The sequence below is a fragment of the Aeromonas sp. 84A genome, from assembly GCF_051919345.1.
In the GTDB taxonomy this organism is placed as follows: Bacteria; Pseudomonadota; Gammaproteobacteria; order Enterobacterales; family Aeromonadaceae; genus Aeromonas; species Aeromonas veronii.
Genome location: NZ_JBQBEW010000001.1, coordinates 3802517 through 3829333 on the forward strand (window position 1 = coordinate 3802517; position 26817 = coordinate 3829333).

Genomic DNA, 26817 nt, shown 5'->3' on the forward strand with positions numbered 1-26817 from the left:
TTCCTCAATCCGGTATCAGGCGAACAGGGAGATAAGAGCAGTAGCCAGGATCAGCATCACGGCGCCACCAAGACGGGAGGAGATCTGGGCAAAGGGCATCAGCTTCATGCGCTGGGCCGCCGAGAGCACGGCTACGTCGCCGGTGCCGCCCATGTTGGCCATACAAAGTCCGCCGGTGATGGCCGCCTCGATGGGATAGAAACCGATCATCCGGCCCACCAGCGCCGCGCCGAGGGCGCCGCCAATCACGGTGACCATGACCAGCACGAAGTAGCTGATGGAGAAGGCGCTGATCAGCTCGGGAATACTGGTATAGGCGACGCCGATCCCCACCAGCAGGGAGGGAGTGAGGTTGCTCACCACAAACTGATACCAGTCGGCCGCCGCCTGCTCATAGCGGCGCGGCAGCAGGCCGCTCACCTTGATAAAAGCGACCGCTAAAATCATCAGGGCAAAGGGGTGCATGGGGATAAAGTTGCCAAGCAGGGAGCCCAGCACAAACATGCTGGAGCTGATGAAAAGGCCCATGCCAAGACTCTGCAGGGTCGGTGCTTCGGCCTGCTCATCGGCAATGCTCTGGCTACTCTCTTTAACCATCAGCTTGCCGTTGCCGGTCAGGGAGGGGTAACGGCGACCGAGCCGCGCCAGCAGGGAGCCCACCAGAATGGCCAGGGTATTGGCGATCACCACCGCCGGTACCATGCGTGACAAGAGATCCGCACTGGACATCTGCATGGGGCCGGAGAGGATCTCCACCAGAGGCACCGCGCCAGCCCCCATGCCACCCCCCATGATCGGCAGGCCGATCAGCAGCACCGCATTCTTGAAGCCATACCCCATCAGGGAGCCGACCAGCCCCACGCTCAGCAGTGCCAGCGCCACGCCGCCAAGAATGACCGGCAGGTAGCGCATGGCGGCATTTTTCAGCAAAGCGCCGCTCATGCCAAACACGGAGCCAGTCACCAGACTGGCGATAAAGAAGTTGAGAAAGCCTCCCTCCTTCATGAAGTTGGTGATGACCTGCCCCGCCTGCACCGGCAGCAGCTGGTATTCGAACAGGGCGGCGCCGCCAAAGATGGCGAGGATGGTGCCACCCCCCAGATATTCACGGATCGGCATGATCCGCTCCCCCAGCTCGGTCAGCAGGGTGCCCAGCACAAACATCAGTGCCAGCGCACCGACCATGCCGAGCGGCAACGAGCCATTCCAGCCGGAAAAGAGAACGCAGGTCGCCAGCCCCAGAAATATAAAGAGCGGCATACCGGCAATTTGTTGGCCGCCCATAAAGGCGGCCTTTTCTTGTGTGGTTTGTAGGGGGGAGAGGTTTTTCATTGTTATGTACTCTGCGTGTGATTGTGGCCGCTACTTTATTGATCCCCCTCGCCCCTGTCGGTTAGCCAGACTGCAAAGCCATATAAAAACATTAAAAACTTAAACATCATGGTCCCGCCAACGTGTGCTGCACAATAGAACACCAGACATACGATACCCGACCAAGTCAGGAAATAGGGTGATAAAACGAGCGACCATAATGGCGGATATTTTGGTGATCAGCAGTAATAACGATGCGATGATCTCCCCCCTTCGGGGAAATAACAGAGCCAGATGACAAGCTCTGCGACCATTTATCGCCACAGATCCTGTGAGTGATAATCAGCGGGCAACGTCATCGCCAAGACGCGAGTGCCACGGCATGCCACATCAGGGTTTGAGTCAGCGTGCAGGAAGCTCTCACGATGAAAAATGGTGAGAAGAAAGATGCAAAAAGGGGAGATTGAAATAGTGATGAGTCAAGCCAGCGAATACCAGAGCACTGGCTTGAACTCACAAGGATCACACACGGTCAGGTCTATTCTGCCAACAGCAATGGAATATTGGCGGGGTCAAAATCATGACTGATATCGGTACTTCTGATTGCGCCTTCCCGATTCACGCCATGGTGTGACTCTGCACCATATTCTCCATCACTCAACAGCGCTTCAATTGCCAGATACACACATCCACTGTCATATCCATCCACAACCCGTTTCCCCCTTGTTTTATAACCCCATCAATATTAGCGGATAAAAAAAGAGCTGCTCACTGAAGCTGAAAATTTCATGAAAATAATCGCCGGATATCCTCCATTCACGGCGCAATATCCGAATCGGCAAGAGAGCCTCGAGTGGATCAGCCCCCGAGAATAATATCAGGGGCTCGAATGCTGCTCGCCCTCACCAACGAAAGATCCGACCAGAAACATGATCAGCATCACACTATTTACTTAGCCTGCTAAACAAGTATGATAGTTAGCAGGCTAAGTACATTGAGGATGAGAAGATGACGGATCTGGAAAGGTTGCGCGAGCTGTCGCTCGCCGAGCAGATAGCGCGGATGCACCGGCTATGGCGTACTGCCGCCGATCTGGAGCTGGCTCCCCTTGGCCTCACCCATCCCCGCTGGACCGCGCTGTGGAAACTCTCCCGCATGGGGAACCATGTCAGCCAGAAGACCCTGGCCGAAGCCCTCGAGATAGAGCTCCCATCCCTGATGCGCACCCTGGGCCAGCTGGAAGAGCAGGGACTGATTGAGCGCCACTGCTGCAGTCAGGACAAGCGGGCCCGCATCGTCTGCGTGACCCCGGCTGGCCAGACCCTGCTCGATCAGATCGCCGACCGCATCATGAATATCCGCCGGGAGCTGCTGGGGGGCATCGACGAGCAGACCCTGCAACTGTTTGAAGCCACGGTGCAGCGGATCTCGGCCAACGCCCTCAGCAAAATTGAACAACACCACGACCGACAAGCCGGGGGCGATACAAGCCCTCCCGAGACCGACACAGAGAGAGAATAAGATGACTCCGGATCAACAATTTACCCGCTGGATCAAATGGTCCATGGCTGGCTTTGCCACATTGTTTGCCTATTTTCTGATAGCCGACCTGCTGATGCCCCTCACCCCTCAGGCGATGGCGACCCGGGTGGTCACCAAGCTGGCCCCCCAGGTGAGCGGCAAGGTGATCGAGGTCGCCGTTCACAACAACCAGCAGGTCAAGAAAGGAGATCTGCTGTTCAGGCTGGATCCGGCCCCTTTTGAACTGGCGGTGGAGCAGGCCCGCCTTGCGCTGGCGCAGGCAGAGCAGCAGAACAGTGAACTGGATGCCGCCCTGACCGCCGCCGTTGCCGAGATCAACGCCAAGGAAACCCTGGCCAGCCAGAAGTGGCGCGAGGCTGAGCGGATCGATGCGCTGTACCAACGTCACATGGTTTCGCTGCAACAAAAAGATGAAGCTGACAGCGCCCTGCGCAGCGCCCAGGCCAACCTGCGCGCCAGTCAGGCCAAACTGGCCCAGATCAAGGCCAGTCGTGGCGTGACCGGTGAGGATAATCTGTTGCTGCGCCAGGCCCGCAACAAGCTGGCACAAGCGCAGCTGGCCCTCTCTTACAGCCAGGTCCACGCGGATCAGGATGGCACCATCACCAACCTGCAGCTCAAGCCGGGCAGTATCGCCAGCGCTGGCAGCCCGCTGCTGGCGCTGGTGTCGGAACAGGTAGATGTCATTGCCGATTTTAGGGAGAAGAGCCTGCGCCATGTTGGCGAGCAAACCCGCGCACTGGTGGCCTTCGATGGCGAACCGGGTCAGCTCTATCCTGCCCGGGTAAGCAGTCTGGATGCCGGGGTGAGTGCCGGTCAGTTTGATGCCAATGGTCGACTGGCCGCACCGGTGGAGTCGGATCGCTGGGTACGGGATGCCCAGCGGATGCGGCTGCACCTCGAGCTGGAGCAACTCCCCGATCATCTGCCAGCCGGGGCGCGGGCCACGGTGCAACTGCTGCCGGACAATGCCCTGACCGCCATGCTGGCACGAGGCCAGATCCACCTGCTCAGCCTGCTCCATTATGTCTACTAACCACGCCACTCACCCGTCGGCCAATACTGCCCCAGCCCACCCCGTCGGTGGTGCTGCCACTCACCTCTGGTATCGGCCCCTCACCGGCAACGAGCTGCGCCAGTGCCTGCGCATCGCCTTTGGCTGCACCACGGGCTTTCTGCTCTGCAAGCTGTTTGGCTGGAATTACGGGGTCTTCTATACGGTCACGCCGGTGCTGCTGCTGGGGATGGTGCCGGTGATGAATGGCCATGCCGCGCGCCAGCTGATCGCGGCGGCGGTGGTCTGTGGGGTGGAGGTCGGGCTGCTGGGGGGACTGTTTGGCAGCCATCCGGCGCTGATGACCCCCATCGCCTTTCTGCTGTTTCTCTACCGCTTCGCCGCCATGTCGCGGGGCAGCCTGTTTCTGTTCGGGGCCAACGGGGTACTGAGCCTCAGCATCATGCTGCACTTTGCCAGCTATCCGCAGACCGACCTCAACGACCTAATCCTCAACAATATCTGGGCGAGCGTGCTGTCGGTGCTGATCGCCTACCTGATGACCATGCTGATCCCGGATGTGGAGGCCAGACCCAAGCCAGCCTCGGCCCCCAAGGCACCGCACCGGATGCGCCATGAAGCCCTGCTGGGTGCCACTGTGGCCACCCTGTCGTTTCTGGTATTTCAGGTGTTTGACCTGCGCGACTCCATGTCTGCCCAGGCCACGACCTTGCTGGTGCTGTTCCCCATGCACTGGAACGGTGCGCTGAGTTATGCCCGCAAACGGGCGATGGGTACCTTGCTGGGGGTCACCTTCGGCCTGCTCGGCCAGCTGCTGCTCTATGACTGGTCAGGGCAACTGCTGCTGGTCGCTCCACTGTTGTGGCTTGGCGCCATGCTGTTCAGCCATGCCCACGTCAAGGAGGCAGGCGGCTCCGGGGTCGGCTTTGGCGCCCTCACTACCCTCGGCATCCTGTTTGGCCAGTACCTCACCCCGGGCAACGATCTGGTGTTCAGCGCCCTCTACCGGGTGAGCAGCATCCTGTTTGCCATCGTGGTCACCCTGCTGGCCTGCTACCTCGTCCACCGGTTGCTCAACCGCTTCGAGGCGACCCGCTTCGGTTATTGATTTCCTGTTGTAAGCACTGTTGTCAGCCCATGGATGAGCTCTCTTTCGCCCCGTCGCCTGCCGGGGCGTTTTTTCTCTCGCTCGTTGACTTCCCTCACCAATACTCCTGCCACTACAAGTCAGCGCAGAAGTGTGGCTATGCTTGTAAGGCTGCTGTCGATGAGGTGCACCTATGGTCGCGTTGTTAAAAAAATGGCTGGTTTGTCTGATGCTGTTGGCTACCAGCCCGCTCGGGGCCACCCCGCTTGTCATTGGTGCCGAAGATGACTGGGCCCCCTACTGCGAGCGCGACAAGGATAATGAGGATGACCAGCCCCACGGACTGGCGCCTGAGCTGGTCAAGGCGGTGTTCGCCGCCGAAGGGATCGAGATTGTCTTTCGCACCCTCCCCTTCGCCCGCTGCATGCACGATGCGAAAAGCGGCAAACTTGCGGGGTGCTTCAACGCTACCATCACCGAAGAGAACCGCTACCAGTACCACTGGCACGATACCCCCATGTTCGAGGAGGATCTTGCCATCTTCGCCCTCGCCAGCGAGCCGCAACGGGATCTCAAGCTCACCTCGCTGGAGGGCAAGCGGGTGGGCATCACCCTCGGCTACACCTACCCCACCGATTTTATGGAGAACCCCAGAATCACCCGCTTTCAGGCCAAATCCGATGCCCAGATCCTCGAGATGCTGGTGCGCGGCCGGGTCGACTACATCCTGATGAACGGCATGCCAGGCTACCTCAAGATCCAGCAGAAGCAGCTGACCGGCAAGGTGGTCAAGGTTGGCAAGCTCTCCACTGATGGCTTCTGGCTCGCCTTCTCCCGCCACCACCCGCAAGGGGAAGCGCTGGCCAAACAGTTCGAGCAGGGGCTGCAGAAGATCAAAAACAACGGCATCTATGAGACGCTGATCCGCCAGTTTGAAACCAGACTTGGCCTCTACTGATTGACGATGCCTTCCTGATAGCGCCCCCTCATACTCGCGCGGTATGCCGGACAGCCAGCGACGCACCGAATGGCCCCGCTGATTGCACAATAACGGCAACCTGTTAGGCTCACGCCCGTATGACACCAATGGAGCTGTAATCATGAATAAGGTACATATGATGGCCGCTGGTACGCTGGCCCTCGGCCTGCTCGCTGGCTGCAATCAGGGCAATACCCTCTCAGTCACTGGTGGCGAACCGGTCAGTTACCAGTGCGAGCAGGGCAAGAAGGTGCAGGTGCGCTACTTCTCTCTCTCCGACGAAAGCCTCAACTTTATCAAGCTGTCACTGCCGGACGGCAAGGATTACACCCTGCCCCAAGCCATTTCGGCCTCCGGCGCCCGCTATACGGACGAACATGAGGCCGTTTGGTGGAACAAGGGGGATGAGGGCTTTATCGAGCTTCGGGATCAGGATGGCGAGTGGCAGACCGCCTACAACGACTGCAAACAGCAATAAACGTGACCCCGGCCTGGCCGGGGTCTCTCTTTCTCTGCCATCAGAGTGGTGGGGGATCAATTGATCTCGATTTCGAAACGGTTGGTCACCTCGACCGGAATGGCATCCGGGTTGCCCTCTGCCGGGCTGTAGCGGATCCGCGAGAGGGTCGCCAGCGCGCTCTGTTCCAGCTCGCCGGGGGGCTCGGCCGCCACCACTTCCGGCTTGACCGGCGTGCCGCTGGCGTCGATTTGATAGCGAACTTCCACATACCCCTTGACCGGTTTGGCCGGCAGGGCGGGCTCGTCATTGCCAAGCCATGACCACTGCTTCTCCTGAACCCAGTAGCTGGACAACTGCTCGAGAGGGATAGCGATCGGAGCGCGCTCGTGCGCTACCTCCTGACGGGATGAGCACCCCAGCAACAGTGTCACTGCCAGACCTGACCATACTGCGACTTTCCACTTCATCTAACGCTCCTTGTTCTTTGCCGGTGCTTGTTGCCGGACTGCGGGCCGCTCAACACGCGCCCTTTTGGTCAGTCACCCATCCTAACGAAAAAGTATTCGTATGAACATGAACAAAAGGGCCAACCCCGAGAGGTTGGCCCTTTTATCGTCAATAAGCTCACTAACCAGCCTCTGGCATCAGCCGCGCTTGTCGCTCACCACCAGCCAGAGCGCATGGACCATGCCCGGCAGACCGCCCATCAGGGTCAGCACTATGTTGATTAAAAAGTGCAGGCTAAAGCCCACCTGGATAAACGCGCACACCGGGGGCAGGAAAATGGCAAGCAGGATCTTGAGCAGATTGTTCATCTCGGCTCTCCTTTTCAAAAATGTCGTCAGGATTGGAATGGGCTAACCATAAACATCCCGAGCTTCAACTGCAAACCAGACAGGGCATTCGCTCACCCGCATCACGCCAGGCGTTGAGGTCATGGATCTTCTGATTGCTGCTGCCACGCCAGAGCAGGCCGGGGTCTGCCAACGCCTTTTCATACTTGCCATCCACCAGCACATCCAGCAAGGCCACCAGCTCACGCTGGGCCTCTGACAGTTCGCCGAGCAGATAACCGGTCCAGCACCAGATATCCTTGCCCGGACACTCGGCGCGCACCCGTTTCACCAGCGCCAGCACGTGGGGCACGTTGGCCGGGTGGAGCGGATCGCCGCCGGAGAGCGACAGACCTCGCCGTTTGATGCGGCTGTCGTTGAGATCCGCAATGACGCGATCGCTCATCGCCTGATCGAACGGCTTGCCGCCATCGAGCCGCCAGGTGCTCTGGTTGTAGCAACCCGGGCACTGATGTTCGCAGCCCGAGACAAACAGGGTGGCACGGGTGCCGGGGCCGTTGATCACATCGACCGGGTAGTATTGGTGGTAGTGCATCGTTTGTTTCCTGCCTCGTTCACGGGACAGCGGCATAACTGCCGCCCTCCAATGAAAATGGCCCCTTGAGTCAGGGGCCAGCTCTTCATCGCCTGTGCGCTTACATATGTTTGACGCGGCGCTTTACTTCTTCCTGCTTGCCCGCATTGAAGGGGCGTGCATCCGGGCTGCCGAGGTAGCCGCAGACACGGCGGGTCACCGACACCTTGGCGGGGTCGTGGTTACCGCAGCGCGGGCAGGTAAAGCCCTTGGAGGTACACTCGAATTCGCCGGTAAAGCCGCAGTCGTAGCACTCGTCGATGGGAGTGTTGGTACCGTAGTAAGGCACCTTGTCATAGCTGTAATCCCAGACGTTTTCGAGCGCTTCCAGATTGTGCTGGATGTTGGGGTACTCGCCGTAGCAGATGAAGCCACCGCTGGCGATGGGCGGATAGGGCGCCTCGAAGTCCAGCTTGTCATACGGATTGACCTGCTTCTCCACATCGAGGTGGAAGCTGTTGGTGTAGTAACCCTTGTCGGTCACGCCGGATACCACGCCAAACTCCTTGGCATCGATGCGGCAGAAGCGGGTGCAGAGGTTCTCGCTCGGGGTGGAGTAGAGGCTGAAGCCGTAGCCAGTCTCCTCTTTCCACTCATCGATGGCCGCCCTGAGACGGGCGATGATGGCGATGGCTTTCTGTTGCAGCTCGGCGCTGTCAAACAGGTGCACCTTGTCACCAAACAGGGCGTTGATGGTCTCGTGAACTCCGATATAACCGAGGGAAATGGAGGCACGACCGTTCTTGAAGATCTCGCTGACGTTGTCGTCCGCCTTCAGCCGCACGCCGCAAGCCCCTTCCATATAGAGGATCGGAGCAACCCGTGCTTTCACCCCGTCCAGACGGGTGATGCGGTACATCAGCGCCTTCTTGGCGACCCGCAGGGAGGCATCGAGACGATCCCAGAAGTCCGCTTCGTCACGGGATTTCAGGGCTATGCGCGGCAGGTTGAGGCTCACGACACCCAGGTTGTTGCGACCTTCGTGGATCAGCTCGCCATTCTCCTCGTAGGCACCGAGGAAGGAGCGGCAACCCATGGGGGTCTTGAAGGAGCCGGTCACCTTGACCACCTGGTCGTAGTTGAGGATGTCCGGATACATCCGCTTGGAGGCACACTCCAGCGCCAGCTGCTTGATGTCGTAGTTGGGATCGCCCTGCTTGTGGTTGAGGCCATCCTTGATGGCGAACACCAGTTTCGGGAACACGGCGGTCTTCTTGTTCTTGCCAAGGCCTGCGATGCGATTGCTGAGGATGGCGCGCTGGATCATCCGCGACTCCCAGCTGTCCCCCAAGCCAAAGCCAAAGGTGACAAACGGGGTCTGACCGTTGGCGGTGTGCAGGGTGTTGACCTCGTACTCCAGCGACTGGAAGGCGTCGTAGCACTCTTTCTCGGTGCGAGCCATGGCGTAGGCTTCTACGTCGGCAATGCCCCACTCTTCGGCCACTTCACGGTGTTTCTGCCAGCTGATGGTCACATAGGGGGCCAGCACTTCGTCGATGCGGTTGATGGTGGTGCCGCCATAGATGTGGCTCGCCACCTGGGCGATGATCTGGGCGGTCACGGCAGTGGCGGTGCTGATGGATTTCGGGGTATCGATCTCCGCATTGCCCATCTTGAAGCCGTGGGTCAGCATCCCTTTCAGATCGATCAACATGCAGTTGAACATCGGGAAGAAAGGCGAGTAGTCGAGATCGTGGAAGTGCAGATCACCGCTCTCATGAGCCTGAACCACATCACGGGGCAGCATGTGGCTGGTGGCATAGTGCTTGGCGACGATACCGGCCAGCAGGTCGCGCTGGGTCGGGATCACCTTGGAGTCTTTGTTGGCATTCTCGTTGAGCAGGGCGGCGTTGGTCTGCTCGACCAGACCGCGGATCTCTTGCGCCAGACGGCCGCGCGCCTCGCGGGCCTGATCCCTGTCGTGGCGATATTCGATATAGGCACGGGCGATGGCCTTGTCGTCGGAAGCCATCAGGTGGTTTTCGACCCGGTTCTGGATCTCGTGGATATCAACTTCACCACGCCCTTCCAGCTCCTGACTCACGGCATTGGCAATGCGGGAGGCGAGTGCCGGATTGGCCTGATTGACCGCTTCCGCCGCTCGGCTGACCGCCTCTGCAATCAGCTGGGCATTGAATGGTGCGCGACATCCGTCACGTTTGATCACAACCGGTTTCATGAATTTTCCCCGTTAAAAGGCCAGGCATTTGCCTCTGGCTCACCCTTGTTGGGCCCCCCTCCCGGCATCTCGTCCTGGACGCAAATAAATTCAGCCGAGGCTTGACAAGCCTGGGCTGAAGATAGGAGGGGAACAGCTTATACACAGCTTAATAACACAACATATAGGGATTAAAAACGAATGCGTCCCTATATGTGGTGTCTATTAGGCACCAAAGCGAAGCCTCATTTCTTGATCCAGAACAGGTTTTTCAGCGAGCGGGACAGTTCACGACCAACCGAAAAAGAGCCCCATTCAAATCCAACCTCAAGCAGGGTGCGGGCTGGCGTCCGATCCGCCCACCCGAAAAAAATCGCCCCCCGCCGCACCGGTTTCGAGATGACAGCGCCAACCAAAACCGCCCATACTGAACAAGAACTCTCTCCCCCTCGACAAGGGATAACCCATGCGCACCTCCCTGCTGTTGCTACTGCTATCTACCCTCTCACTGCCGCTCTGGGCTGCCAACATTCTGGTGATCAGCAGCTACCATCCCGAATACCTGTGGGACCAAAGCTACAACAAAGGGCTGCTCGATGGCTTGCAGGGGGAGCACAAGATCACTCACTTCTATATGGACACCAAACGCCATCCACGGGAGAAGTTCGACGAAATAGCCCAGCAAGCCATCGCCTTTTATCTGAAGAGCAAACCGGATCTGGTGGTACTGGGGGATGACAACGCCATCAACTATCTGGCCAACGAGATCGCCTCGCTGGGCACTCCAGTGGTCTTTCTCGGCATGAACGAGAATCCCCGCCTCAAGGGCTTTGTCGGCCACCCCAAGATCACCGGCGTGCTGGAGCGCCCCCTGCTCAAGCGCAACATCAGCGAAATAAGCCAGATGATGGGGGGGCTCGACAAGGCGCTGGTGCTGTTTGATTCCAGCAATGTGGCCCTCACTGCCATTGAGGATGAATTCAAGACCCAGACCGAGCTGCGGGTCGGTCAGACCAGGATCAACAGCCAGCTGATGGGCGATTACAGCCTCTGGCAGGAGGCGGTGCTCAACGCCAAGAAGAACGGCTATCAGGCGATCTTCCTCGGCCTCTACCACACGCTGGTCGATGACAATGGCAAGCATGTGAGCGAAAAGACTGTGTTGGAGTGGACCAGCGCCAACACGCCGGTGCCGCTCTTCTGTTTCTGGGAGTTTACCGTCGGCAAGGGGATGGCCATCGGCGGGCTGGTGCTGGACGGCCACGATCAGGGGATACAGGCAGCCAGCCTCATCAACACCATACTGGCGGGCACCCTGCCCCGTACCATCTCCCCCCGCGCGGCCCTGCGCGGCGAATATGTCTTCAGCAAGAGCGAACTGGCCCGCTGGCAGCTCACAGTACCCGACAAATGGCGCCACAAGATCCTCTGGCGTGAGTAACCACCGAAACAAAAAAGAGAACCCGGCCATGCCGGGTTCTCTTTTATCGGGGGCAGCGGTTAGCGGGCTTGGTGAGGGCTATCAGCCCTGCAACGCCTGTTGCAGCTCCTCTTCGGTCCAGATGGTAATGCCGAGCTCCTGCGCCTTGGTCAGCTTGGAACCGGCCGCTTCCCCCGCGACCAGCACATCGGTCTTTGCAGATACCGAACCCGCCACCTTGGCCCCCAGCGCCTGCAGCGCCGCCTTGGCGTCGTTGCGCGACAAGGTGGTCAGGGTGCCGGTCAGCACGAAGGTCTTACCGGCAAAGGGTTGCTCCGCGGCCTCTTTCTTCTCGATGGCCGGCCAGTGGATGCCGGCAGCCAGCAAGGCTTCCAGCACCTCCACGTTGTGGGGTTGACGCAGGAAGTAGTAGACATGCTTGGCCACCACATCACCCACATCGGCCACTTCGAGCAGTTGCTCCACCGAAGCTGCGCGCAGGGCATCCAGGGTGAGGAAGTGGTTGGCAAGATTGAGCGCAGTCGCCTCCCCCACTTCGCGGATCCCCAGAGCAAACAGGAAGCGCGGCAGGGTGGTGCTGCGCGCCGCATCGATGGCGGCTACCAGATTGAGGGCCGATTTTTGCCCCATCCGCTCAAGACCGGCCAGCTGGATGGCATTGAGGCTGAAGAGATCAGCGGGGGTCTTCACCAGCCCCTTGTCCACCAGCTGCTCGACAATCTTGTCGCCAAGGCCGTCCACATCCATGGCGCGACGGGCGGCAAAGTGCTTGATCGCCTCCTTGCGCTGCGCCTCGCAGAACAGGCCACCGGAGCAGCGGGCAACCGCTTCCCCTTCCAGCCGCTCGACCGCAGAGCCACAGACCGGACACTCGGTCGGGAATAGAATTTCGCGCGCATCAACAGGGCGTTGCGCCTCCACCACGGCGACGATCTGCGGGATCACATCCCCCGCCCGGCGCACGATCACCGTATCGCCAATCATCACGCCGAGGCGATCAATCTCGTCAGCATTGTGCAAGGTGGCGTTGGAGACGGTCACGCCGCCGACAAACACCGGTTTAAGCTTGGCGACCGGGGTCACGGCGCCGGTGCGGCCGACCTGAAACTCGACGTTCTCAAGCTCTGTCATCTCTTCCTGCGCCGGGAACTTGTGGGCGGTCGCCCAGCGCGGGGCGCGGGCCACAAAGCCGAGCTCCTCTTGCAGGGCGATGGCATCCACCTTGTAGACCACGCCGTCGATCTCGTAAGGGAGCTCGCCACGGCGGGCTAGAATGTCGTCGTGGAACGCCTGACAGCCGGCTGCCCCCTCTTTGAGCTTCACCTCGGGACTAAGCGGCAAGCCCCACTCCTTGAGCTGGGTGAGACGGCCAAAGTGGGAGTCGCCCAGTTGCTCGCCCCCCACCCCCACACCATAGGCGTAAAAGCTCAGGGGACGGCTGGCAGTGATGCGTGAATCAAGCTGACGCAGGCTGCCGGCGGCGGCGTTGCGCGGGTTGACGAACACCTTCTCGCCTGCGGCCAGTGCCTTGGCGTTCATCGCCTCGAAACCGGCCTTGGGCATAAAGACTTCGCCACGCACCTCCAACCGCTCGGGCCAACCAGAGCCCCGCAATGCGAGCGGAATGGCCTTGATGGTACGCACGTTCTCGGTGATCTCCTCACCGGTGGCGCCATCGCCCCGGGTGGCCGCCTGCACCAGCTGACCATCCACATAGAGCAGGCTCACCGCCAAGCCGTCGAGCTTGGGCTCGCAGCAGAAGGTGAAAAGCACGTCACGCTTGAGGCGATCGCTCATCCGTTGTTCGAACGCCTGCAACTCTTCGCTGCTAAAGACGTTATCCAGACTGAGCATGGGGATCTCGTGGCGCACCTGACTGAACGCCGTCAGCGGCTGGCCTCCGACCCGCACGCTGGGGGACGCCGGGGTTTTCAGCTCGGGATGCTCGGCTTCCAGCGCAATCAGTTCGCGCATCAGGCGATCGTATTCGGCATCCGGCACTGTGGGGTTATCCAGCACATAGTACTGGTGACCATATTCGGTAAGCAGTTCACACAATTGACGGTGGCGGGAGAGGGTGTCGCTCATGAAAAAGTCTCGAAGTGTGATTGAACATACGGCCGGGGTAGAAACAAAAATGCGGTACCTGGGTACCGCACTTTTTCTTCACTCGACCCGCATGGCGTATTAGTCGCGACTGGCCTCGTAGGCAGCCAGCTCGTGACGGTAACGGGCAATGGTCTCGTCGCTCAGCGGGCTGCGATCCATATCTGTCAGCATGGCATCGAGATCGCTGGCCAGCTGATCGGCAGCCTGCAGCATGTCCTCGAAGGCAAACGCGGCATTGCTGCGCAGCGGCAGTTGCATGAACAAGGAGACACCCGGCGTAGTGAACTGTTCCATCCGGTACGGGTTGAAGGTACCCGGCTTGACCATATTGATCATGGAGAAGAGCACTTCACCCTTGCCGTTGGGATCTTCGTGACGGTGGAAAATATCCATCTCGCCAAACTTGAAGCCCAGCGCCATCAGGGATGAGAGCAGGGTCGCACCTTGCAAGTCGTGACCCGGACGGCCCATCAGGTTGATGACATAGACATCCTGCCAGATCTTCTCGACCGGCTGGGGCGCCATGCGCGGCTCTTCCACCACAGGTGCAGGTGCCACATAGGCAGGCTCTTCATACACAGGCTCGGGAGCCACATGACGGGGCTGCGGCTGATATTCCGGCTCGGGAGCACGCACCGGTTCAGCACGAACGGTGTCGGCGGTACGGACTGTCTCTGCACGGGCACCAAAAGTCGGGGCGGTCGCGTAAGCGGGCTCGACCAGCGGCTCGTCATCCAGCGACTGCATCATGGGCTCGCGCTGGGGACGGGAACGGTAGACCGGGGTACGACGATTGACCTGAGCAGGTTTGCGCACCGGCGCGGCAGGCGCCTCGTCGATCTCCTCGGGCAGCGGTTCGTCGAAAGCTTCCTCCTCTTCATAGACAGGAGGCGGCGGAACCGGGCGGGCAGCAGGTTTGCGCACTACGGGCGGCGGCAGATCGTCCTCGTCATCTTCATCATCAAAGGCGGGGACGGCAGGGCGACGACCGAGTTCCGGCTGGCGGCTCTCTTCACTGCGCAGCTTGGGCTCGGCACGACGGCCACCACTGACCACGCGTACCTGGCCGATGCCATCGCTGTCGAAGGCGTCGTTATCACGATCCCGCGACTTGGAGTCCATCCGTCCAATCGGTTTCTCTTTGATCGGTGCCTGACGATTCTTTTTGTTGCTCCACAACCCGTGAATGAGCAATGCCGCAATAGCAATACCGCCCAGGGCAACCAAGATGTAACGCAATTCCTGCATTAGCTGCTTCTCTTTCTAGTTTTGCTCAGCCAAAGCGACGGCTTCACCGATATCGACCGACACAATGCGAGAAACCCCGGGCTCTTGCATCGTGACGCCAACCAGCTGCTCAGCCATCTCCATGGAGACCTTATTATGACTGATGTAAACGAACTGTACTGTGCTCGACATCTCTTTGACAAGAGAACAGAAGCGACCGACGTTCACTTCATCGAGCGGTGCATCCACCTCATCCAGCAGACAAAAAGGTGCTGGGTTGAGTCTGAAGATGGCAAAAACCAGCGCAAGCGCGGTTAACGCCTTCTCCCCCCCGGAAAGCAGGGCAATGGTAGCATTCTTCTTACCCGGAGGTCTCGCCATGATGCTCACTCCGGCCTCCAAAAGATCATCGGAGGTGAGCTCAAGCCAGGCACTGCCCCCACCGAACACTTTTGGAAACAGGGATTTTAAATCTTCGTTGACCTTATCGAAAGTGTCCCGGAACCGTATTTGTGTCTCTTTATCAATTCTTTTAATGGCTTGGCTCAAGGTTTCCAGCGCTTGCTCGAGATCCTGACACTGATTTTCAAGATAGGTTGCCCGGGTTTTCGCCTCTTCATACTCCTCCAGCGCCGCCAGGTTGATGGCGCCAAGCGCTTCCACTTGCGCCTCCAGCGTCTGGATCTCCTGCCGCAGCTTGCCGCGATCAGCTGCGATCAACACCGCCTGATCGAGATCCACCAGTCGAACCCCCAACTCTTCGAACTGCTCGTGCAGCCCTTGTCGACGGGTGAGGTTGCGTTCGCGCTCAAGGCGCAGGGTTGCCAGCTTCTCTTGCAACGTCACCAGCTGCTTGTGATCGGCACTTCTGGCCTGTTCCAGCTCACCGAGCTGGCGCTCCAGCTCCGCAAGCCGTTGATGGCAGGCGAGCTGCTGCGCCTCCAGATTGCGCTGCTCGGCCAGCAGGGGCGCCAGATCCGGCACTGCCTCGCTATCCGGCCCTTTCAGCCCTGCCAGCTCCAGTCCGAGCCTCGCCAGCTCCTCTTCACCCAGGGTAATGAGTTGGCGCAGATTGCCCAGCTCCAGTTGCAAACGCTGGCAGGTCGCTTGTTGCTGTTCGCGGCGCGCACGGGCCTCGTCGACCGCCCGCTCGCAGCGGGTCAGCTGCTCCTGCGCGACCTGCAACCCTTGTGTCAGCGGCTCCCCCTGCTCCTGCAACTCGGCAAGGCGCGCCTCATCGAGCTCCAGTTGTTCACGGGCGCTGGCCAGTCGCTCTGCCTCTTCGGCCTGCTCCTGATCGAGCCGGATCAGCTCTTCGCCGAGCTGACCGAGCCGCTGCAACCGCTCCTGCCGCTGACCCTGTTGCAGGCTCCAGGCTTCGCGCAGTTGTTGCCATTTCTGCTCTTGCTCGCGCAAGGTTCGCTGCGACAACTCCTGCGCACTGGCAAGCTGGGCGCGCCGGGCATCGGCAGCAACAAGTTGCTCACTCAGCTGTGTCAGCCCCGCGGCAACCCTCTCCTGCTCGGTATGCAACCGCTCACGCTCACCCAGCAGCGCCATGGTGCCGAGCGCCGCACCCTGTCCCAAATCTGCCCAGTTTGGTCCCAGCCAGTCGCCAGCAGGAGTCAGTACCGACTCACCGGCCGCAAGGCTTGGCTGGCGGGCCAATGCGGCTTCCCGGCTCTCCACCAGCCAGATGGCGTTGAGGAAGGCAGGAATATGCTCACCACCCAGTTGCGCCGCCAGTGTACCGGCAACCGCCGGTTGCGCCGGGCCAATCCAGAGCCCCTCTTGCGCCAGATTGCACTCGTCCGCCGGCATTGCGGTGAGCCAGCGACCCAGCACTTTATCGAGCGCCTGTGCCCACTCGGGGGCAACCTGCAACCGGTCGGCCAGAGTCGCCCCCTCCATCTGTTCGCCGAGGATCTGATCCAGCGTCGCCAGCCGCGCCTCCAACTCCCGTTGCAGGCTCAACTGCTGGCCATGCAGCTGCTTGAGTTGTTCATGGGCGTCGACCGCTTGCGCCAGCTGCTCGGTCAGCTCGCCATAGGCAGCCCGCGTCAGCTCCAGCTCACCACTCAGGGCATCGAGAGCCGGTTGCAGATCGTCGGCCTCTGTGCCGAGGGGGCCAGCACGTTCATCTTCCAGCTTGAGGCGGGCCAGCCGGGTCTTGGCTTGCAGCTCCTGCAAACCACCCAACCGGGTACGGGTCTGATTGAGCTGCCCCTGCACCCCGGCCAACTGTTGCTGCCACTGCTGCTGGCGCAAGCGGGCTTGTTCCAGCTGCTCGCTGGCGTGCTGGCGAGCCTCCTGCTGCTCGGTGAGCAACTGCTCACACTGCTCCAGCCGGGCGCTCTCCTGCTCGGCGCGCAATACCCCTTCGGTCAGTTGATCCTGCTGGTTGGCAAGCTGAGCCTTGCGGGTAGCAATCCGTTCGCCCAGCGCCTCTGCACGGGCCTGCCAGTCGCGCCCCAGTTCACTCTGGTGCAGTTGCTGTTGTTCGAGGCGGGCGATGGCTTGCCCGCCGAGAAAAATCTGTTGCTGGCGGCTCGCCTGTTCGGCTTGCGCCTCTTGTCTGGCGACTGACAGGGTGACGTGGCGCCCCTCATCGGCGGTGCGCTTGGCATCGAGCGCCGCCAGCGCCTGCTCGGCCTGCGCCAGCTCTGTTTTAGCCTCGCCAAGACGCGTCTCCAGCGCCCATAACTCGGAGCCAATCAGCTCGGCGCGAGCAGCGCGCGAACGACTCTTGAGCTGTTTGTAGCGCTCGGCGGTCTCGGCCTGGGCTTTGAGGTGGTCAAGGCGCGAGCCCAGCTCGCCGCGAATATCGCCGAGGCGCTCCAGATTCTCCTGAGTGTGGCGAATGCGCTGCTCGGTCTCGCGGCGCCGCTCCTTGTAGCGGGAGACCCCGGCGGCTTCTTCCATAAAGAGCTTGAGATCGGCCGGACGCGACTCCACCAGTCGGCTGACGGTGCCCTGCTCGATGATGGCGTAGCTGCGGGGGCCAAGACCGGTGCCGAGGAAGAGGTCGGTCACATCTTTGCGGCGGCACTTCTGGCCGTTGATCTGATAGTGGTTGGAGCCGTCGCGCAGCACTTCGCGGCGCACCGAGATCTCGGTAAAGCGGCCAAACTCGCCGGGCACCCGGTTATGGGGATTGTCGAACACCAGCTCCACCGAGGCGCGCCCGTGCGCACTGCGATTGATAGAGCCGTTGAAGATGACATCGGTCATGTTCTCGCCGCGCAGATGGCGAGCGGAGCTCTCCCCCAGCACCCAGCGCACCGCGTCGATGACGTTGGATTTGCCACAGCCATTGGGGCCCACCACGGCGGTCATGTCTGCCGACAGTTCGATGCGGGTCGGCTCGACGAACGACTTGAAGCCGGCGAGTTTGATCAGTTTCAGACGCATGGCGACCTGTATCAGTGGCTAAATAAAGAGGATGCGGGCAGGTGACTTTACCAAATCCAGACCCGGCTTTGTTTGTAATATGCAGGCATCATCCCCATTCATGCCCGATTTTTGGTCGCCACGGCACGAAATAAGGAATAGTCGGCGACTTTACCAAATCAAAGGCTTGTTTGTAATATGCTGGCAGTTCTCCCATGCATAGATGGAGCTCACATGAGCCAATCACCCCATATGGTCAAAGATTCAATCAGCGGTGCAGACTACTTTCTGCGCGGTTTTTCCCTCATTCGCCAACCGGGCATCCGCACCTTTGTGCTGATCCCCCTGCTGGTCAACTTCGTGCTGTTTGCCGGGGCCTTCTATGCCCTGTTGCTGCAACTGGACGGCCTGTTCGCCTGGCTCCACCAGCAGATCCCCGCCTGGCTCGACTGGCTGGACTACCTGCTGTGGCCCATCGCCCTCATCACCATACTGGTGGTCTTCTCCTTTATCTTCAGCTCGGTTGCCAACTGGGTAGCCGCCCCCTTCAACGGCCTGCTGGCGGAGAAGGTGGAGCAGATCCTCACCGGTCAGCCCGCCAATGACGGCGGTATGCTGGATATCGTCAAGGATGTGCCACGCACCTTCGGCCGCGAATGGACCAAGCTGAAGTATTACCTGCCCAAGGCCATTGGCTGCCTGATCCTGTTCCTGATCCCGGTGGTGGGCCAGACCCTGGCGCCGGTGCTCTGGTTCCTGTTCAGCGCCTGGATGATGGCGATCCAGTATGTGGATTATCCGTTCGACAACCACAAGATCGACTTCATCACCATGCGTGACGCCTTGAAGCAACGCCGTGGCAAGTGCCTCAGCTTCGGCGCTTTGGTGACCCTCTTCTCCGCCATTCCGGTGGTGAACCTCTTCGTGATGCCGGTCGCCATCTGTGGTGCCACCGCCATGTGGGTCGATCACTACCGGCAGGAGCAGCTGGGGCGCTAACCCTTGAACATTGATTAGGAAAAGGCACCCGAAACGGTGCCTTTTTCGCATTTAGCATGAATTAAATTAATGCATGCATTCGATAGCTTGTCCCATATGACACGAGTTGGTAGGATTCTGGCCTTTCTCGTTCCCTGGGATATCTCATGTTACATGCACTCTTCTTGGTTGGCCTGGTGGCCGAAGGGATGACCGGCGCGCTGGCCGCGGGTCGGCGACGGATGGACCTGTTTGGTGTGGTGATCATCGCCTCGGCGACGGCCATCGGTGGTGGCACCATTCGCGATGTGCTGCTCGGCCACTATCCGCTGCTCTGGATTGAACATCCGGAATACGTGCTGCTGGTTGCCGCAGCTGCGATGGCAGGTGTGGTCTCCGCCCCCCTGATGCGCTACCTCGGCAAGCTGTTCATGGCCCTTGATGCCCTGGGACTGGTGGTCTTCTCCATCTTCGGTGCGGCCCGGGCGCTGGATATGGGCCACGGCGCCGGTATTGCCTGCATCATGGCGGTAGTGACCGGGGTCTTTGGCGGGGTGCTGCGGGATCTGCTCTGTCAGCGGATTCCGCTGGTGTTTCGTCGCGAGCTCTATGCGGCCATTTCGCTGATCACCGCAGCCCTCTACTGTCTGGCGCTGGATCAGGGCTTGCCCACCAACTGGGCAGCGTTCGGTTCCATCGGGATCGGCTTTGTGCTGCGACTGCTGGCGGTACGCTTCAAGTGGGGTCTGCCCACTTTCAACTACCAGTACGCGACCCATTGAGTACGCCAGCTTCTGGCGAAGCAGGTTGGATTGCGAGCAACAAAAAAGCGCCCGAGTGGCGCTTTTTTCATGGACGTTCTGCGACTCAGTTAATCCCTTCCGAGCTGAAGAAGGTCGCCTTGTCGGCGATAAAGCGGATCTTGATGTTCTTCCCTTCCCCGCCCCAGAGGCAGCTGGTAGTGCCCAAGGCATCATCACAACGCTCCGCCTTGCCCAGAATGGTGCTGGCCTCGGCGTAGCTCATCCCCATCTTCAACTGGTCGTAATTTTCACGGTTGAGCTTGCTGCAACCGGTCAACAACAGGGCGATCAGGCCGCCAATCACTATCTTTTTCATCGCAATCTCCTCTCTGGTGGGAAGAGCTTGGCAGTTTGCCAACCCCTTTACCAGCTGCGCACCGGGCCGGTATCGAGGTGAACGAAGTTATCACGGGGATAGTAACCAACCCCACCCACCTTGAGCTGGAGCGCCGCCTTGCGCAGATGGGCCAGCTGTACGCCGGGGATCCGCACATCCACCGCCTGCCCCAGGGTGTGGTAGCTGTGCTTGGCCACGCCGCGGCTCTTGTGGCGCTTCTGACGATTGGTTGCCGGGGCGCGATAGCCGGAGATCAGCTGAATTTCACTGCGCCGACCCAGCTTGTGCTGCAATAGGAACAGCTGATCAAACAGCTTCTTGTCGATGTTGAACACTTCATTGCGCCGGTAATCGCGGAAGATGTGGTTAAGCTCCGCCAACCCGTCGCTCAGATAGTGGCCATTTTCCCAATAGCTGGCGCGCACCCGCTCGCCGGTATTGAGATTGAAGAAACTGAGCTCACGCCCGGTGGTACTGCGGCTTGCCAGTGCAGGGAAGGAGATCAGCGAGCTGCCCAGCAGGCAACCGGCTCCCAACAACAGGCGACGTCGACTTATCTCTTGTTCCAGCATAAGGGGTTCGTCCATCGCAGATTCAAGCGAAAAGGTGAATAAGCTCACTGAGTGAATGTCATACAGGCGCTTGAAACTACCCTCCGGCGGGGGGCCCTGTCAAACCGCAATCGCCCATAGAAAAGCCCGGCACAGGCCGGGCTTTTCACTCTGTGGCAGGGATCACAGCAGGCGGCTCTGGAAGCTGACCCGATCAAATCCGTAGATGTCGTTACGCAGTTGCTGGCGACCATTTTCGTCGATCCAGCTGCTCCAGTAGACGGTAAAGACCGGGATCGGCGTGGTGAGCGGCAACCATTTGGTCTGGCTCTCCTTGAGGATATTGGCCACCTTGTCCGGCTGATAGCGGGAATCTGCCAACAACAGCTCGGCCAGATCGTCCGCATGTTCCACCCGGATGCAGCCCGAACTGAAGGCGCGCGCCCCCTGCTCGAACAGCGCCTTGCGCGGGGTGGAGTGCAGATAGATGGCGTCATTGTTGGGCAGGTAGAACTTGTAGCGCCCCAGGGCATTGTGATCACCCGGCTTTTGCCGCAGGCGATAGGGGAAACCGGCGGCCAGCGCCTGATGCCACCCCTCTTCGGTAAACTGGACCGGATTGCCCTCGCTGTCGATCACCTCGAACTGCTCGCGACTCAAATAGGCGGGATCGCGACCCAGCTTGGGCAGGATGTCCTTGCTCAGGATCGAGCGCGGCACATGCCAGGAGGGGTTGAGCACGATGGAGCGAATTTCGCTGGCCAGAATGGGCGTGGCCCGCTGCTCCTTGCCGACGATAACCCGGCTGGTAAACACCTCGTTGCCGGACTCCACCACGCTCAGGCGGTAGTCGGGAATATTGACCAGCACGTAGCGGCCACCGGCGAGCTGATCCACCAGATCGCGACGCCACAGGTTGCGCAGCAGCAGGCTGGCGCGCACTTGCGGGCCGGTATTGAGCCAGGAGCGGGTCTGACGACCGATAATGCCGTCCGCGGTGAGACCGTGACGACGCTGGAACTGCTTGATGGCCTGCTCGGTATCACCATCGTAAATCTGATCACCATGGCTCGGGGCGCTGTCGCCCAGCTCGTTGAGCATGGCGCGGATTTGGCCGAGCTCGGCGGAGCTCTCTCCGGCACGCAGGGTCGGCATATCGAGAGTCGGCCACTTGCTGGCCATCGGCATTGCCAGCAGTTTGTGCACTTTGGCCCGCACCGCCTCGTATTCCGCCACCTGAGGGCGCAGGGATTTCACCTGGGTGAGCAGGTCATCATCGCTGGGTTGGGTCACCACAGGGCGGTTCAAATCGAGCTTGAGGGTCTTCATCTGCTCGCGAGAGACCAGATCCATCCCCCGCCAGGCGTGCTGGAAACGACTGAGCTTGGCAAAAATGTCGTCATAGATGGCGCCACGCTTGTCTGCTGGGGTGGCCTGCAGGCGCTTCCACAGCGTGAAAAAATCGGGATGCAGCTGAGCAAGCACAGCCTCTTGCAGCTGCTGTTCCAGCTCGACACGGGCCTGTTCGGCCTGACTGCCCTGATACCAGTCGTGCCCGGTTTCACTGGCCGCCACTACGACTTGTGCTTCGGTCGCATGTACCGCGCCAGCGGGCAAACATCCCAGCCACACCAGATTGGCAAGGGCCAGCCAATACTTCATCCCCATGGGTACCTCAAAACGGTTTGTTCACTCTGTCGGGCCTGACAAGCAGACCCGATGCTCAGGCCGCTCATGATGCGTGAACGGCCAATACTTTGCTAGCGCCCGGGGGCATAACGCTGCCAGATAATGTCATACGCATCTGTCTCCTTGAACCGCGCCAACGCCTGATTGAATTGTTGCAAGAACTGCGGCGAAAAGCTGCGCTTGCCCAACATAAAGAAGCTCGGCGATTCAGATACCACCATGGGGTGACTGGTGAACAAACCGCTCATCCCCTCCTTGCTAAGGGCGCTGGGGGTAGCCAACATGTCACCGAGGAAACCGTCGATCCGCCCGCGGGCCAGCTTCTCAAAATTTTGCTGGTCGCTCACCGCACTCACCTGTTTGGCATAGCGAGCGAGCAGCGACATCACTTCATCGCCATAGAAGTACTCTTTGGTGACACCGAGGGAGTAACCACTGGCCAGCCAGCTCGCCAGCTCCTGCTCGGGGTAGTGGCTGCCCTTGCGGATCCACAGCAAGGTGCGCCCCGGGTTGTAGGAGTCGGAAAACCAGGCATAACGGGCGCGCTCATCATTGATATTCGCCTCCATCGCCATGTCTATCTCGCCATGCTCCATTTCGTGCAGTACCCGCTTCCAGGGCAGCTCCACATAGTTGACCTTGCAGTGCATGGAAGTGAGCACAGCCGTCAGCACCTCGGCTGCATAACCGCGCACCTCTTGCGGTGAGTCGGCTTCGTAATAATGGTAGGGGGGCCAGTTATCGTAACCGACCTGAATAGGCTCGGGACACAGGGCCTTGGCCAATGCCATTGGCGCCCATAATCCAAGCAACAGACAGCAAGAGATCCACTTCATATGTCATCCTTGACGAATAAGTGAGTCATCATAAATCGCCCCCTGCAAAATGGCGATAGAGGCCAGATGACTATCGCATCCGCTAGAAAATGACGCAGCAAAGCACGTCTATTTGCCAATTGCCCTGCCGGAGCGCCACTGGCAACCTGCACCCCGCAAGACCTGTTTAACCGGGAAACAGCAACGTTTGGAACAGGGGTAAAAAGGGGTTAATATGTGACCAAATATTTTTTTGTGATCCACTATGCTTTTTTTGCAATTGGATTAGCATATGCGCGACATCGGCCTACCCATTCTGTCAGGCATAGAGAGTGATATGACGTACAAAAAGTTCGGTTTTTTGACTGCCATTCTGGCGTTAAGCGGTTTTTATCTTTACACCCTCTATCTGGCTGCTCACCCCAATGTGAGTCTGGCCTACCGACTCTATTATCTGGAAGGCAAGACCCGCTTCTGGGAACACAACTCCAGCATGACCTATCAGCCTGGTAACGAGCTCAATCTGACCAAACCGAGCCGCTTCCTCTCCAGCGAAGGCTGGGCCAAGAAGCCGAGCGACGAAGGTACCCTGCTCAGCGGTCAGGGCGGTCTCTACTTTGTGCTGCCCAAGCAGGCGGCCAATCCGGATCAGCTTACCGTACAGGCTCGCATCAACAGCCCGGAAGCCGGCGCCCTGTTGAAAGTGGCGCTGGGTCACGACTTCACCACCACGGTGAAACTGGCCAAAGCGGGCATCAACGAAATCCGCCTCAGTCTGCCCGGTGACTCGCTCACGGCAGATCCCAAGCGCCCCAATTTTCTGGCGCTCTCGGCACCTACTCCCATCAATGTGCAGTCGGTACGTTTGACCGTAGCCCAGTGATCCTTGCCCCGAATACCATTTTATAAAAACAACTATCCCAAATAAGGACGTTCTTATGTCGCATCCAGATTTTCGACTCTCTCTGGTCGTTCCCGTTTACAACGAGGAAGAGAGCATCGATGCCTTCATCAACGCGATAGACAACGAACTGGCCCCGCTGAAAGACCAGCTTGAAATTGTATTCGTCAACGATGGCAGCCGTGACCGCACCCGTGAAGTGGTCGAGCAGGCCATCGCCCGTGACCCGCGCGTGACCCTGGTCAACCTGGCACGCAACTTCGGTAAAGAAGCGGCCCTGACCGCCGGTCTGCATCAGGCCAAAGGGGATGCCATCGTGCCGATGGACGTGGATCTGCAAGACCCGCCCGCCCTGATCCTGGAGTTCGTCAAACTGTGGCAGACCGGTGACTATGACACCGTCTACGGCATCCGAGTCGATCGCAGCGCCGATACCCCGATGAAGCGCCTGACTGCCGGTGGCTTCTACCGCTTCTTCAACGCCCTCTCCACCAGCACCAAGCTGCCGGAGAACGCCGGTGACTTCCGCCTGATCGACCGTCGCGTGGTCGAGGCGATCAAGCTGCTGCCCGAACGCAACCGCTTTATGAAGGGGCTGTTTGCCTGGGCCGGTTTCCGTGCCGTTGGCGTCCCCTACGAGCGCCCGGCCCGTCACGCCGGTGAAACCAAATTCAACTACTGGAAACTGTGGAACTTCGCCCTCGACGGCCTGCTCAGCTTCTCCAGCTGGCCGCTGCGGGTGTGGAGCTATGTGGGTGTCGGCGTCTCCTTCGTCGCCTTCCTCTACATCCTCAAGATCGTGACCCAGGTGGTTTTCTTCGGCATCGACGTACCCGGTTACGCCTCCCTGATGTCCGTAGTGCTGTTCCTCGGCGGTATCCAGCTGTTGTCGCTCGGCATCATCGGCGAGTACATCGGCCGCATGTTCGTGGAAGTGAAACAGCGCCCGGTCTACCTCATTGAAGGGGTCTATGGCCAGTATGCCAAGCAGGATGCGGCCAAACCGCAGAGCGCTGACAGCAACCCGCAAGAGCAGCAGGAGCAAGCGCCTCAATGATCTCCCGCGAGGAATTCTGGCGGCTGGTACGTTTCGGTTTTGTCGGCGGGGGTGCTACCCTCGTCGACCTTGGCACCTCCATCGCACTGTTTCATACCTGGCCCACCATCTCGGAGCACCTGGTTACCACGCTGGCTTTTGCCATCGCGTTCTGGTTCTCCTTCTTTGGTCACCGCTACATCACCTTCCAGAAGCAGGGAGCCGCCAGCAAGTTTCTGCTGGTCGCCCTCTTCTCGCTGGCGGTGCGTAACCTGATCCTGAGCGGCCTGCTGTTTGCGGGGCTCTCCGGTCTGCTGCCGGTGGTCATCGCCACCCTGACCGTTACCGTCCTCACTTACGTTCTCTCTCGCGTCTGGGTTTTTGCCTGATGAATGATATGACCAATACTGCCCCGCTAACCGGGGCTGCACTCCCCTATCGCCCGTCACTGCGCATCAGCGGTCGTGACTGGCTGATGATCATCGCCGCCTTCATGCTGAGCCGGGTGGCGCTGTATGGCATGGGCTACTTCGGTGTCCAGCTCTATGGCTCCCCCGACATTGGCCCGCTGCAGGCCTATTGCCAGTTCGACTGCGTCTGGTTCCAGCGCATCATCGAGAACGGCTACGACCTCTACCCGCGCTGGTTGAGCAAGGGCAATGCGGCCAACTGGGCCTTTATGCCGCTCTACCCGATGGTCTCCGGTGCCATCTCCAACCTGTTCAATGTCGAGAGCCTGATCGGCCTCATCATTGTTACCAACCTCTCCTTCTTCGCCAGTTTACCGCTGATGTTGCTGGTGTTGCGTCAGCTCAAGCTGGGGGACGATACCGCCCGCTTTGGCGTCTGGCTGCTCGCCTTCTCCCCCTTCTCCGCCTACTTCGTCTCCGGCTATACCGAGTCGACCTTTATGGCGCTGATGCTGGGGATGTTCCTGTTCGCCTATCGGGAGCAGTGGCTGATGGTGGCCGTGCTGGGGGTCTGTATCTCCGCTACCCGCAACCTGGGGGTGATGATGGTCTTCCCGGTGCTGATCCTGGCGCTGCAGGCCTACGGCTGGCGGGAATTTTTCCGCTTCACCGAGCGCGCCTTCAAGGTGGTGTTTACCCTCTGGATGATCCCGTTTGGCCTGTTTGCCTACATGGTCTACCTCTATCACCTGACCGGCGACGCCTTCGCCTTCAAACACATTCAGGTGGCTTGGGGTCGCTACATGGACAGCCCGCTGGACTGGTGGCTGAGCGGTTTCGAGCTGGGCGGCCGCAAGGCTTACCTCTCCATCATGGTGATCTTCGGCTGGTGCCTGAACGGCTACCTGTTCAGCCAGAAACGCTGGGCGGAAGCGACCCTGATGTTCATCTGCTGCACCATTCCGCTGATGACCGGCCTCAACGCCATGCCACGCTACATGTTCGGGCTCTACCCGACCCTGCTGGCCATCATTCTGCTGACCCATCGCTGGCCAGCCATCCGCCCGGCGGTGCTCTGCATCAGCGGCATGGTGGCCTCCTTCATCGCGGTGGCCTTCGTCAACTTCAAGTTCTTCACCGTCTGATGTGA

25 protein-coding genes are annotated in these 26817 nt (G+C 59.8%); 12 read left to right on the top strand and 13 right to left on the bottom strand.

Going from position 1 to position 26817, the window contains the following annotated elements; translation table 11 throughout:
* Positions 1-15: 15 nt before the first annotated feature.
* Together ACTG20_RS17145 and ACTG20_RS17150 are read right to left on the bottom strand one after the other, a co-directional pair.
* On the bottom strand, positions 16-1332 hold the full coding sequence (locus ACTG20_RS17145; RefSeq protein WP_194496511.1) for a 2-hydroxycarboxylate transporter family protein: 1317 nt from the start codon (positions 1330-1332) through the stop codon (positions 16-18).
* Between the two features lie 517 nt (positions 1333-1849).
* Positions 1850-2020, bottom strand: coding sequence for a hypothetical protein (locus ACTG20_RS17150; RefSeq protein ID WP_162838752.1), 171 nt, complete (start codon positions 2018-2020; stop codon positions 1850-1852).
* A 299-nt stretch (positions 2021-2319) separates the two neighbouring features.
* Between ACTG20_RS17150 and ACTG20_RS17155 the strand changes: the two genes are divergently transcribed.
* The 5 genes from ACTG20_RS17155 to ACTG20_RS17175 all read left to right on the top strand — a co-directional run bounded on the left by ACTG20_RS17155 (position 2320) and on the right by ACTG20_RS17175 (position 6412).
* Positions 2320-2832, top strand: coding sequence for a MarR family transcriptional regulator (locus tag ACTG20_RS17155; protein ID WP_005349886.1), 513 nt, complete (start codon positions 2320-2322; stop codon positions 2830-2832).
* A gap of 1 nt (position 2833) precedes the next feature.
* A complete protein-coding gene (locus ACTG20_RS17160) occupies positions 2834-3889 on the top strand; it encodes an HlyD family secretion protein (RefSeq protein ID WP_040066685.1) in 1056 nt (351 codons plus the stop codon).
* Positions 3879-4976, top strand: coding sequence for a DUF2955 domain-containing protein (locus ACTG20_RS17165; RefSeq protein WP_204797096.1), 1098 nt, complete (start codon positions 3879-3881; stop codon positions 4974-4976). The genes ACTG20_RS17160 and ACTG20_RS17165 overlap by 11 nt, the downstream gene beginning before the upstream one ends.
* A 172-nt stretch (positions 4977-5148) precedes the next feature.
* Entirely contained in the window at positions 5149-5913 is a 765-nt protein-coding gene (locus ACTG20_RS17170) for a substrate-binding periplasmic protein (protein WP_040066682.1), read from the top strand.
* Between the two features lie 142 nt (positions 5914-6055).
* Positions 6056-6412: an MliC family protein gene (locus ACTG20_RS17175; RefSeq protein ID WP_439987841.1), complete on the top strand. Its 357-nt coding sequence runs from the start codon at positions 6056-6058 to the stop codon at positions 6410-6412.
* Between the two features lie 56 nt (positions 6413-6468).
* Here the strand turns inward: ACTG20_RS17175 and ACTG20_RS17180 are convergent, their stop codons facing one another.
* The 4 genes from ACTG20_RS17180 to nrdD all read right to left on the bottom strand — a co-directional run bounded on the left by ACTG20_RS17180 (position 6469) and on the right by nrdD (position 10001).
* Positions 6469-6861 (bottom strand): TonB family protein, encoded by a 393-nt coding sequence (locus ACTG20_RS17180; protein ID WP_005358848.1) that lies wholly within the window; start codon positions 6859-6861, stop codon positions 6469-6471.
* A gap of 177 nt (positions 6862-7038) precedes the next feature.
* Complete coding sequence (locus ACTG20_RS17185) at positions 7039-7209, bottom strand: YqaE/Pmp3 family membrane protein (RefSeq protein ID WP_005338440.1); 171 nt, start codon at positions 7207-7209, stop codon at positions 7039-7041.
* A 64-nt stretch (positions 7210-7273) separates the two neighbouring features.
* Positions 7274-7783, bottom strand: a complete 510-nt coding sequence (gene nrdG, locus ACTG20_RS17190; RefSeq protein ID WP_439987843.1) for an anaerobic ribonucleoside-triphosphate reductase-activating protein — start codon at positions 7781-7783, stop codon at positions 7274-7276.
* A 100-nt stretch (positions 7784-7883) separates the two neighbouring features.
* Entirely contained in the window at positions 7884-10001 is a 2118-nt protein-coding gene (nrdD, locus tag ACTG20_RS17195; RefSeq protein WP_042079841.1) for an anaerobic ribonucleoside-triphosphate reductase, read from the bottom strand.
* 445 nt (positions 10002-10446) lie between these two features.
* Here nrdD and ACTG20_RS17200 point away from each other — a divergent pair, with 445 nt between their 5' ends.
* Complete coding sequence (locus ACTG20_RS17200; protein ID WP_005338444.1) at positions 10447-11421, top strand: ABC transporter substrate-binding protein; 975 nt, start codon at positions 10447-10449, stop codon at positions 11419-11421.
* 81 nt (positions 11422-11502) lie between these two features.
* Here the strand turns inward: ACTG20_RS17200 and ligA are convergent, their stop codons facing one another.
* The 3 genes from ligA to ACTG20_RS17215 form a co-directional block, all read right to left on the bottom strand.
* Positions 11503-13509: an NAD-dependent DNA ligase LigA gene (ligA, locus tag ACTG20_RS17205; RefSeq protein WP_439987844.1), complete on the bottom strand. Its 2007-nt coding sequence runs from the start codon at positions 13507-13509 to the stop codon at positions 11503-11505.
* A 99-nt stretch (positions 13510-13608) separates the two neighbouring features.
* Positions 13609-14778, bottom strand: coding sequence for a cell division protein ZipA (gene zipA / locus ACTG20_RS17210; protein ID WP_040066671.1), 1170 nt, complete (start codon positions 14776-14778; stop codon positions 13609-13611).
* 15 nt (positions 14779-14793) lie between these two features.
* Positions 14794-18168 (bottom strand): AAA family ATPase, encoded by a 3375-nt coding sequence (locus ACTG20_RS17215; protein ID WP_439987845.1) that lies wholly within the window; start codon positions 18166-18168, stop codon positions 14794-14796.
* A 213-nt stretch (positions 18169-18381) separates the two neighbouring features.
* Here ACTG20_RS17215 and cysZ point away from each other — a divergent pair, with 213 nt between their 5' ends.
* Positions 18382-19146 (top strand): sulfate transporter CysZ, encoded by a 765-nt coding sequence (gene cysZ / locus ACTG20_RS17220; RefSeq protein WP_100654293.1) that lies wholly within the window; start codon positions 18382-18384, stop codon positions 19144-19146.
* A gap of 146 nt (positions 19147-19292) precedes the next feature.
* Positions 19293-19907 carry a trimeric intracellular cation channel family protein gene (locus tag ACTG20_RS17225; protein WP_005338456.1) on the top strand — a complete coding sequence of 205 codons (615 nt, stop codon included), beginning with the start codon at positions 19293-19295 and terminating at the stop codon, positions 19905-19907.
* An 85-nt stretch (positions 19908-19992) separates the two neighbouring features.
* On the opposite strand, the gene ACTG20_RS17230 is transcribed toward ACTG20_RS17225, so the two are convergent.
* From ACTG20_RS17230 to ACTG20_RS17245, 4 genes are all read right to left on the bottom strand, one after another.
* Complete coding sequence (locus tag ACTG20_RS17230) at positions 19993-20244, bottom strand: lipoprotein (RefSeq protein ID WP_005338457.1); 252 nt, start codon at positions 20242-20244, stop codon at positions 19993-19995.
* Between the two features lie 47 nt (positions 20245-20291).
* On the bottom strand, positions 20292-20837 hold the full coding sequence (locus tag ACTG20_RS17235) for a DUF882 domain-containing protein (protein WP_005338458.1): 546 nt from the start codon (positions 20835-20837) through the stop codon (positions 20292-20294).
* Positions 20838-20999: 162 nt separating this feature from the next.
* Positions 21000-22484: a L,D-transpeptidase family protein gene (locus ACTG20_RS17240; RefSeq protein ID WP_040066667.1), complete on the bottom strand. Its 1485-nt coding sequence runs from the start codon at positions 22482-22484 to the stop codon at positions 21000-21002.
* 92 nt (positions 22485-22576) lie between these two features.
* Entirely contained in the window at positions 22577-23341 is a 765-nt protein-coding gene (locus ACTG20_RS17245) for a substrate-binding periplasmic protein (RefSeq protein WP_040066665.1), read from the bottom strand.
* Positions 23342-23657: 316 nt separating this feature from the next.
* On the opposite strand from ACTG20_RS17245, the gene ACTG20_RS17250 reads away from it, so the two are divergent.
* From ACTG20_RS17250 to ACTG20_RS17265, 4 genes are read left to right on the top strand one after another with little or no spacing between them, the layout of a single operon-like run.
* A complete protein-coding gene (locus tag ACTG20_RS17250; protein ID WP_439987846.1) occupies positions 23658-24203 on the top strand; it encodes a hypothetical protein in 546 nt (181 codons plus the stop codon).
* Between the two features lie 55 nt (positions 24204-24258).
* A complete protein-coding gene (locus tag ACTG20_RS17255) occupies positions 24259-25278 on the top strand; it encodes a glycosyltransferase family 2 protein (RefSeq protein WP_005338462.1) in 1020 nt (339 codons plus the stop codon).
* Positions 25275-25646, top strand: coding sequence for a GtrA family protein (locus ACTG20_RS17260; protein WP_005338463.1), 372 nt, complete (start codon positions 25275-25277; stop codon positions 25644-25646). The genes ACTG20_RS17255 and ACTG20_RS17260 overlap by 4 nt, the downstream gene beginning before the upstream one ends.
* A complete protein-coding gene (locus ACTG20_RS17265) occupies positions 25646-26812 on the top strand; it encodes a hypothetical protein (protein ID WP_040066657.1) in 1167 nt (388 codons plus the stop codon). Before ACTG20_RS17260 ends, ACTG20_RS17265 begins: the two co-directional genes overlap by 1 nt.
* Positions 26813-26817 lie beyond the last annotated feature (5 nt).

Coding starts and splice junctions, on each gene's coding strand:
- ACTG20_RS17145 (WP_194496511.1), bottom strand. CDS start 1,332: ATGAAAAACCTCTCCCCCCTACAAACCACACAAGAAAAGGCCGCCTTT.
- ACTG20_RS17155 (WP_005349886.1), top strand. CDS start 2,320: ATGACGGATCTGGAAAGGTTGCGCGAGCTGTCGCTCGCCGAGCAGATA.
- ACTG20_RS17160 (WP_040066685.1), top strand. CDS start 2,834: ATGACTCCGGATCAACAATTTACCCGCTGGATCAAATGGTCCATGGCT.
- ACTG20_RS17165 (WP_204797096.1), top strand. CDS start 3,879: ATGTCTACTAACCACGCCACTCACCCGTCGGCCAATACTGCCCCAGCC.
- ACTG20_RS17170 (WP_040066682.1), top strand. CDS start 5,149: ATGGTCGCGTTGTTAAAAAAATGGCTGGTTTGTCTGATGCTGTTGGCT.
- ACTG20_RS17175 (WP_439987841.1), top strand. CDS start 6,056: ATGAATAAGGTACATATGATGGCCGCTGGTACGCTGGCCCTCGGCCTG.
- ACTG20_RS17180 (WP_005358848.1), bottom strand. CDS start 6,861: ATGAAGTGGAAAGTCGCAGTATGGTCAGGTCTGGCAGTGACACTGTTG.
- ACTG20_RS17185 (WP_005338440.1), bottom strand. CDS start 7,209: ATGAACAATCTGCTCAAGATCCTGCTTGCCATTTTCCTGCCCCCGGTG.
- nrdG (WP_439987843.1), bottom strand. CDS start 7,783: ATGCACTACCACCAATACTACCCGGTCGATGTGATCAACGGCCCCGGC.
- nrdD (WP_042079841.1), bottom strand. CDS start 10,001: ATGAAACCGGTTGTGATCAAACGTGACGGATGTCGCGCACCATTCAAT.
- ACTG20_RS17200 (WP_005338444.1), top strand. CDS start 10,447: ATGCGCACCTCCCTGCTGTTGCTACTGCTATCTACCCTCTCACTGCCG.
- ligA (WP_439987844.1), bottom strand. CDS start 13,509: ATGAGCGACACCCTCTCCCGCCACCGTCAATTGTGTGAACTGCTTACC.
- zipA (WP_040066671.1), bottom strand. CDS start 14,778: ATGCAGGAATTGCGTTACATCTTGGTTGCCCTGGGCGGTATTGCTATT.
- ACTG20_RS17215 (WP_439987845.1), bottom strand. CDS start 18,168: ATGCGTCTGAAACTGATCAAACTCGCCGGCTTCAAGTCGTTCGTCGAG.
- cysZ (WP_100654293.1), top strand. CDS start 18,382: ATGAGCCAATCACCCCATATGGTCAAAGATTCAATCAGCGGTGCAGAC.
- ACTG20_RS17225 (WP_005338456.1), top strand. CDS start 19,293: ATGTTACATGCACTCTTCTTGGTTGGCCTGGTGGCCGAAGGGATGACC.
- ACTG20_RS17230 (WP_005338457.1), bottom strand. CDS start 20,244: ATGAAAAAGATAGTGATTGGCGGCCTGATCGCCCTGTTGTTGACCGGT.
- ACTG20_RS17235 (WP_005338458.1), bottom strand. CDS start 20,837: ATGCTGGAACAAGAGATAAGTCGACGTCGCCTGTTGTTGGGAGCCGGT.
- ACTG20_RS17240 (WP_040066667.1), bottom strand. CDS start 22,484: ATGGGGATGAAGTATTGGCTGGCCCTTGCCAATCTGGTGTGGCTGGGA.
- ACTG20_RS17245 (WP_040066665.1), bottom strand. CDS start 23,341: ATGAAGTGGATCTCTTGCTGTCTGTTGCTTGGATTATGGGCGCCAATG.
- ACTG20_RS17250 (WP_439987846.1), top strand. CDS start 23,658: ATGACGTACAAAAAGTTCGGTTTTTTGACTGCCATTCTGGCGTTAAGC.
- ACTG20_RS17255 (WP_005338462.1), top strand. CDS start 24,259: ATGTCGCATCCAGATTTTCGACTCTCTCTGGTCGTTCCCGTTTACAAC.
- ACTG20_RS17260 (WP_005338463.1), top strand. CDS start 25,275: ATGATCTCCCGCGAGGAATTCTGGCGGCTGGTACGTTTCGGTTTTGTC.
- ACTG20_RS17265 (WP_040066657.1), top strand. CDS start 25,646: ATGAATGATATGACCAATACTGCCCCGCTAACCGGGGCTGCACTCCCC.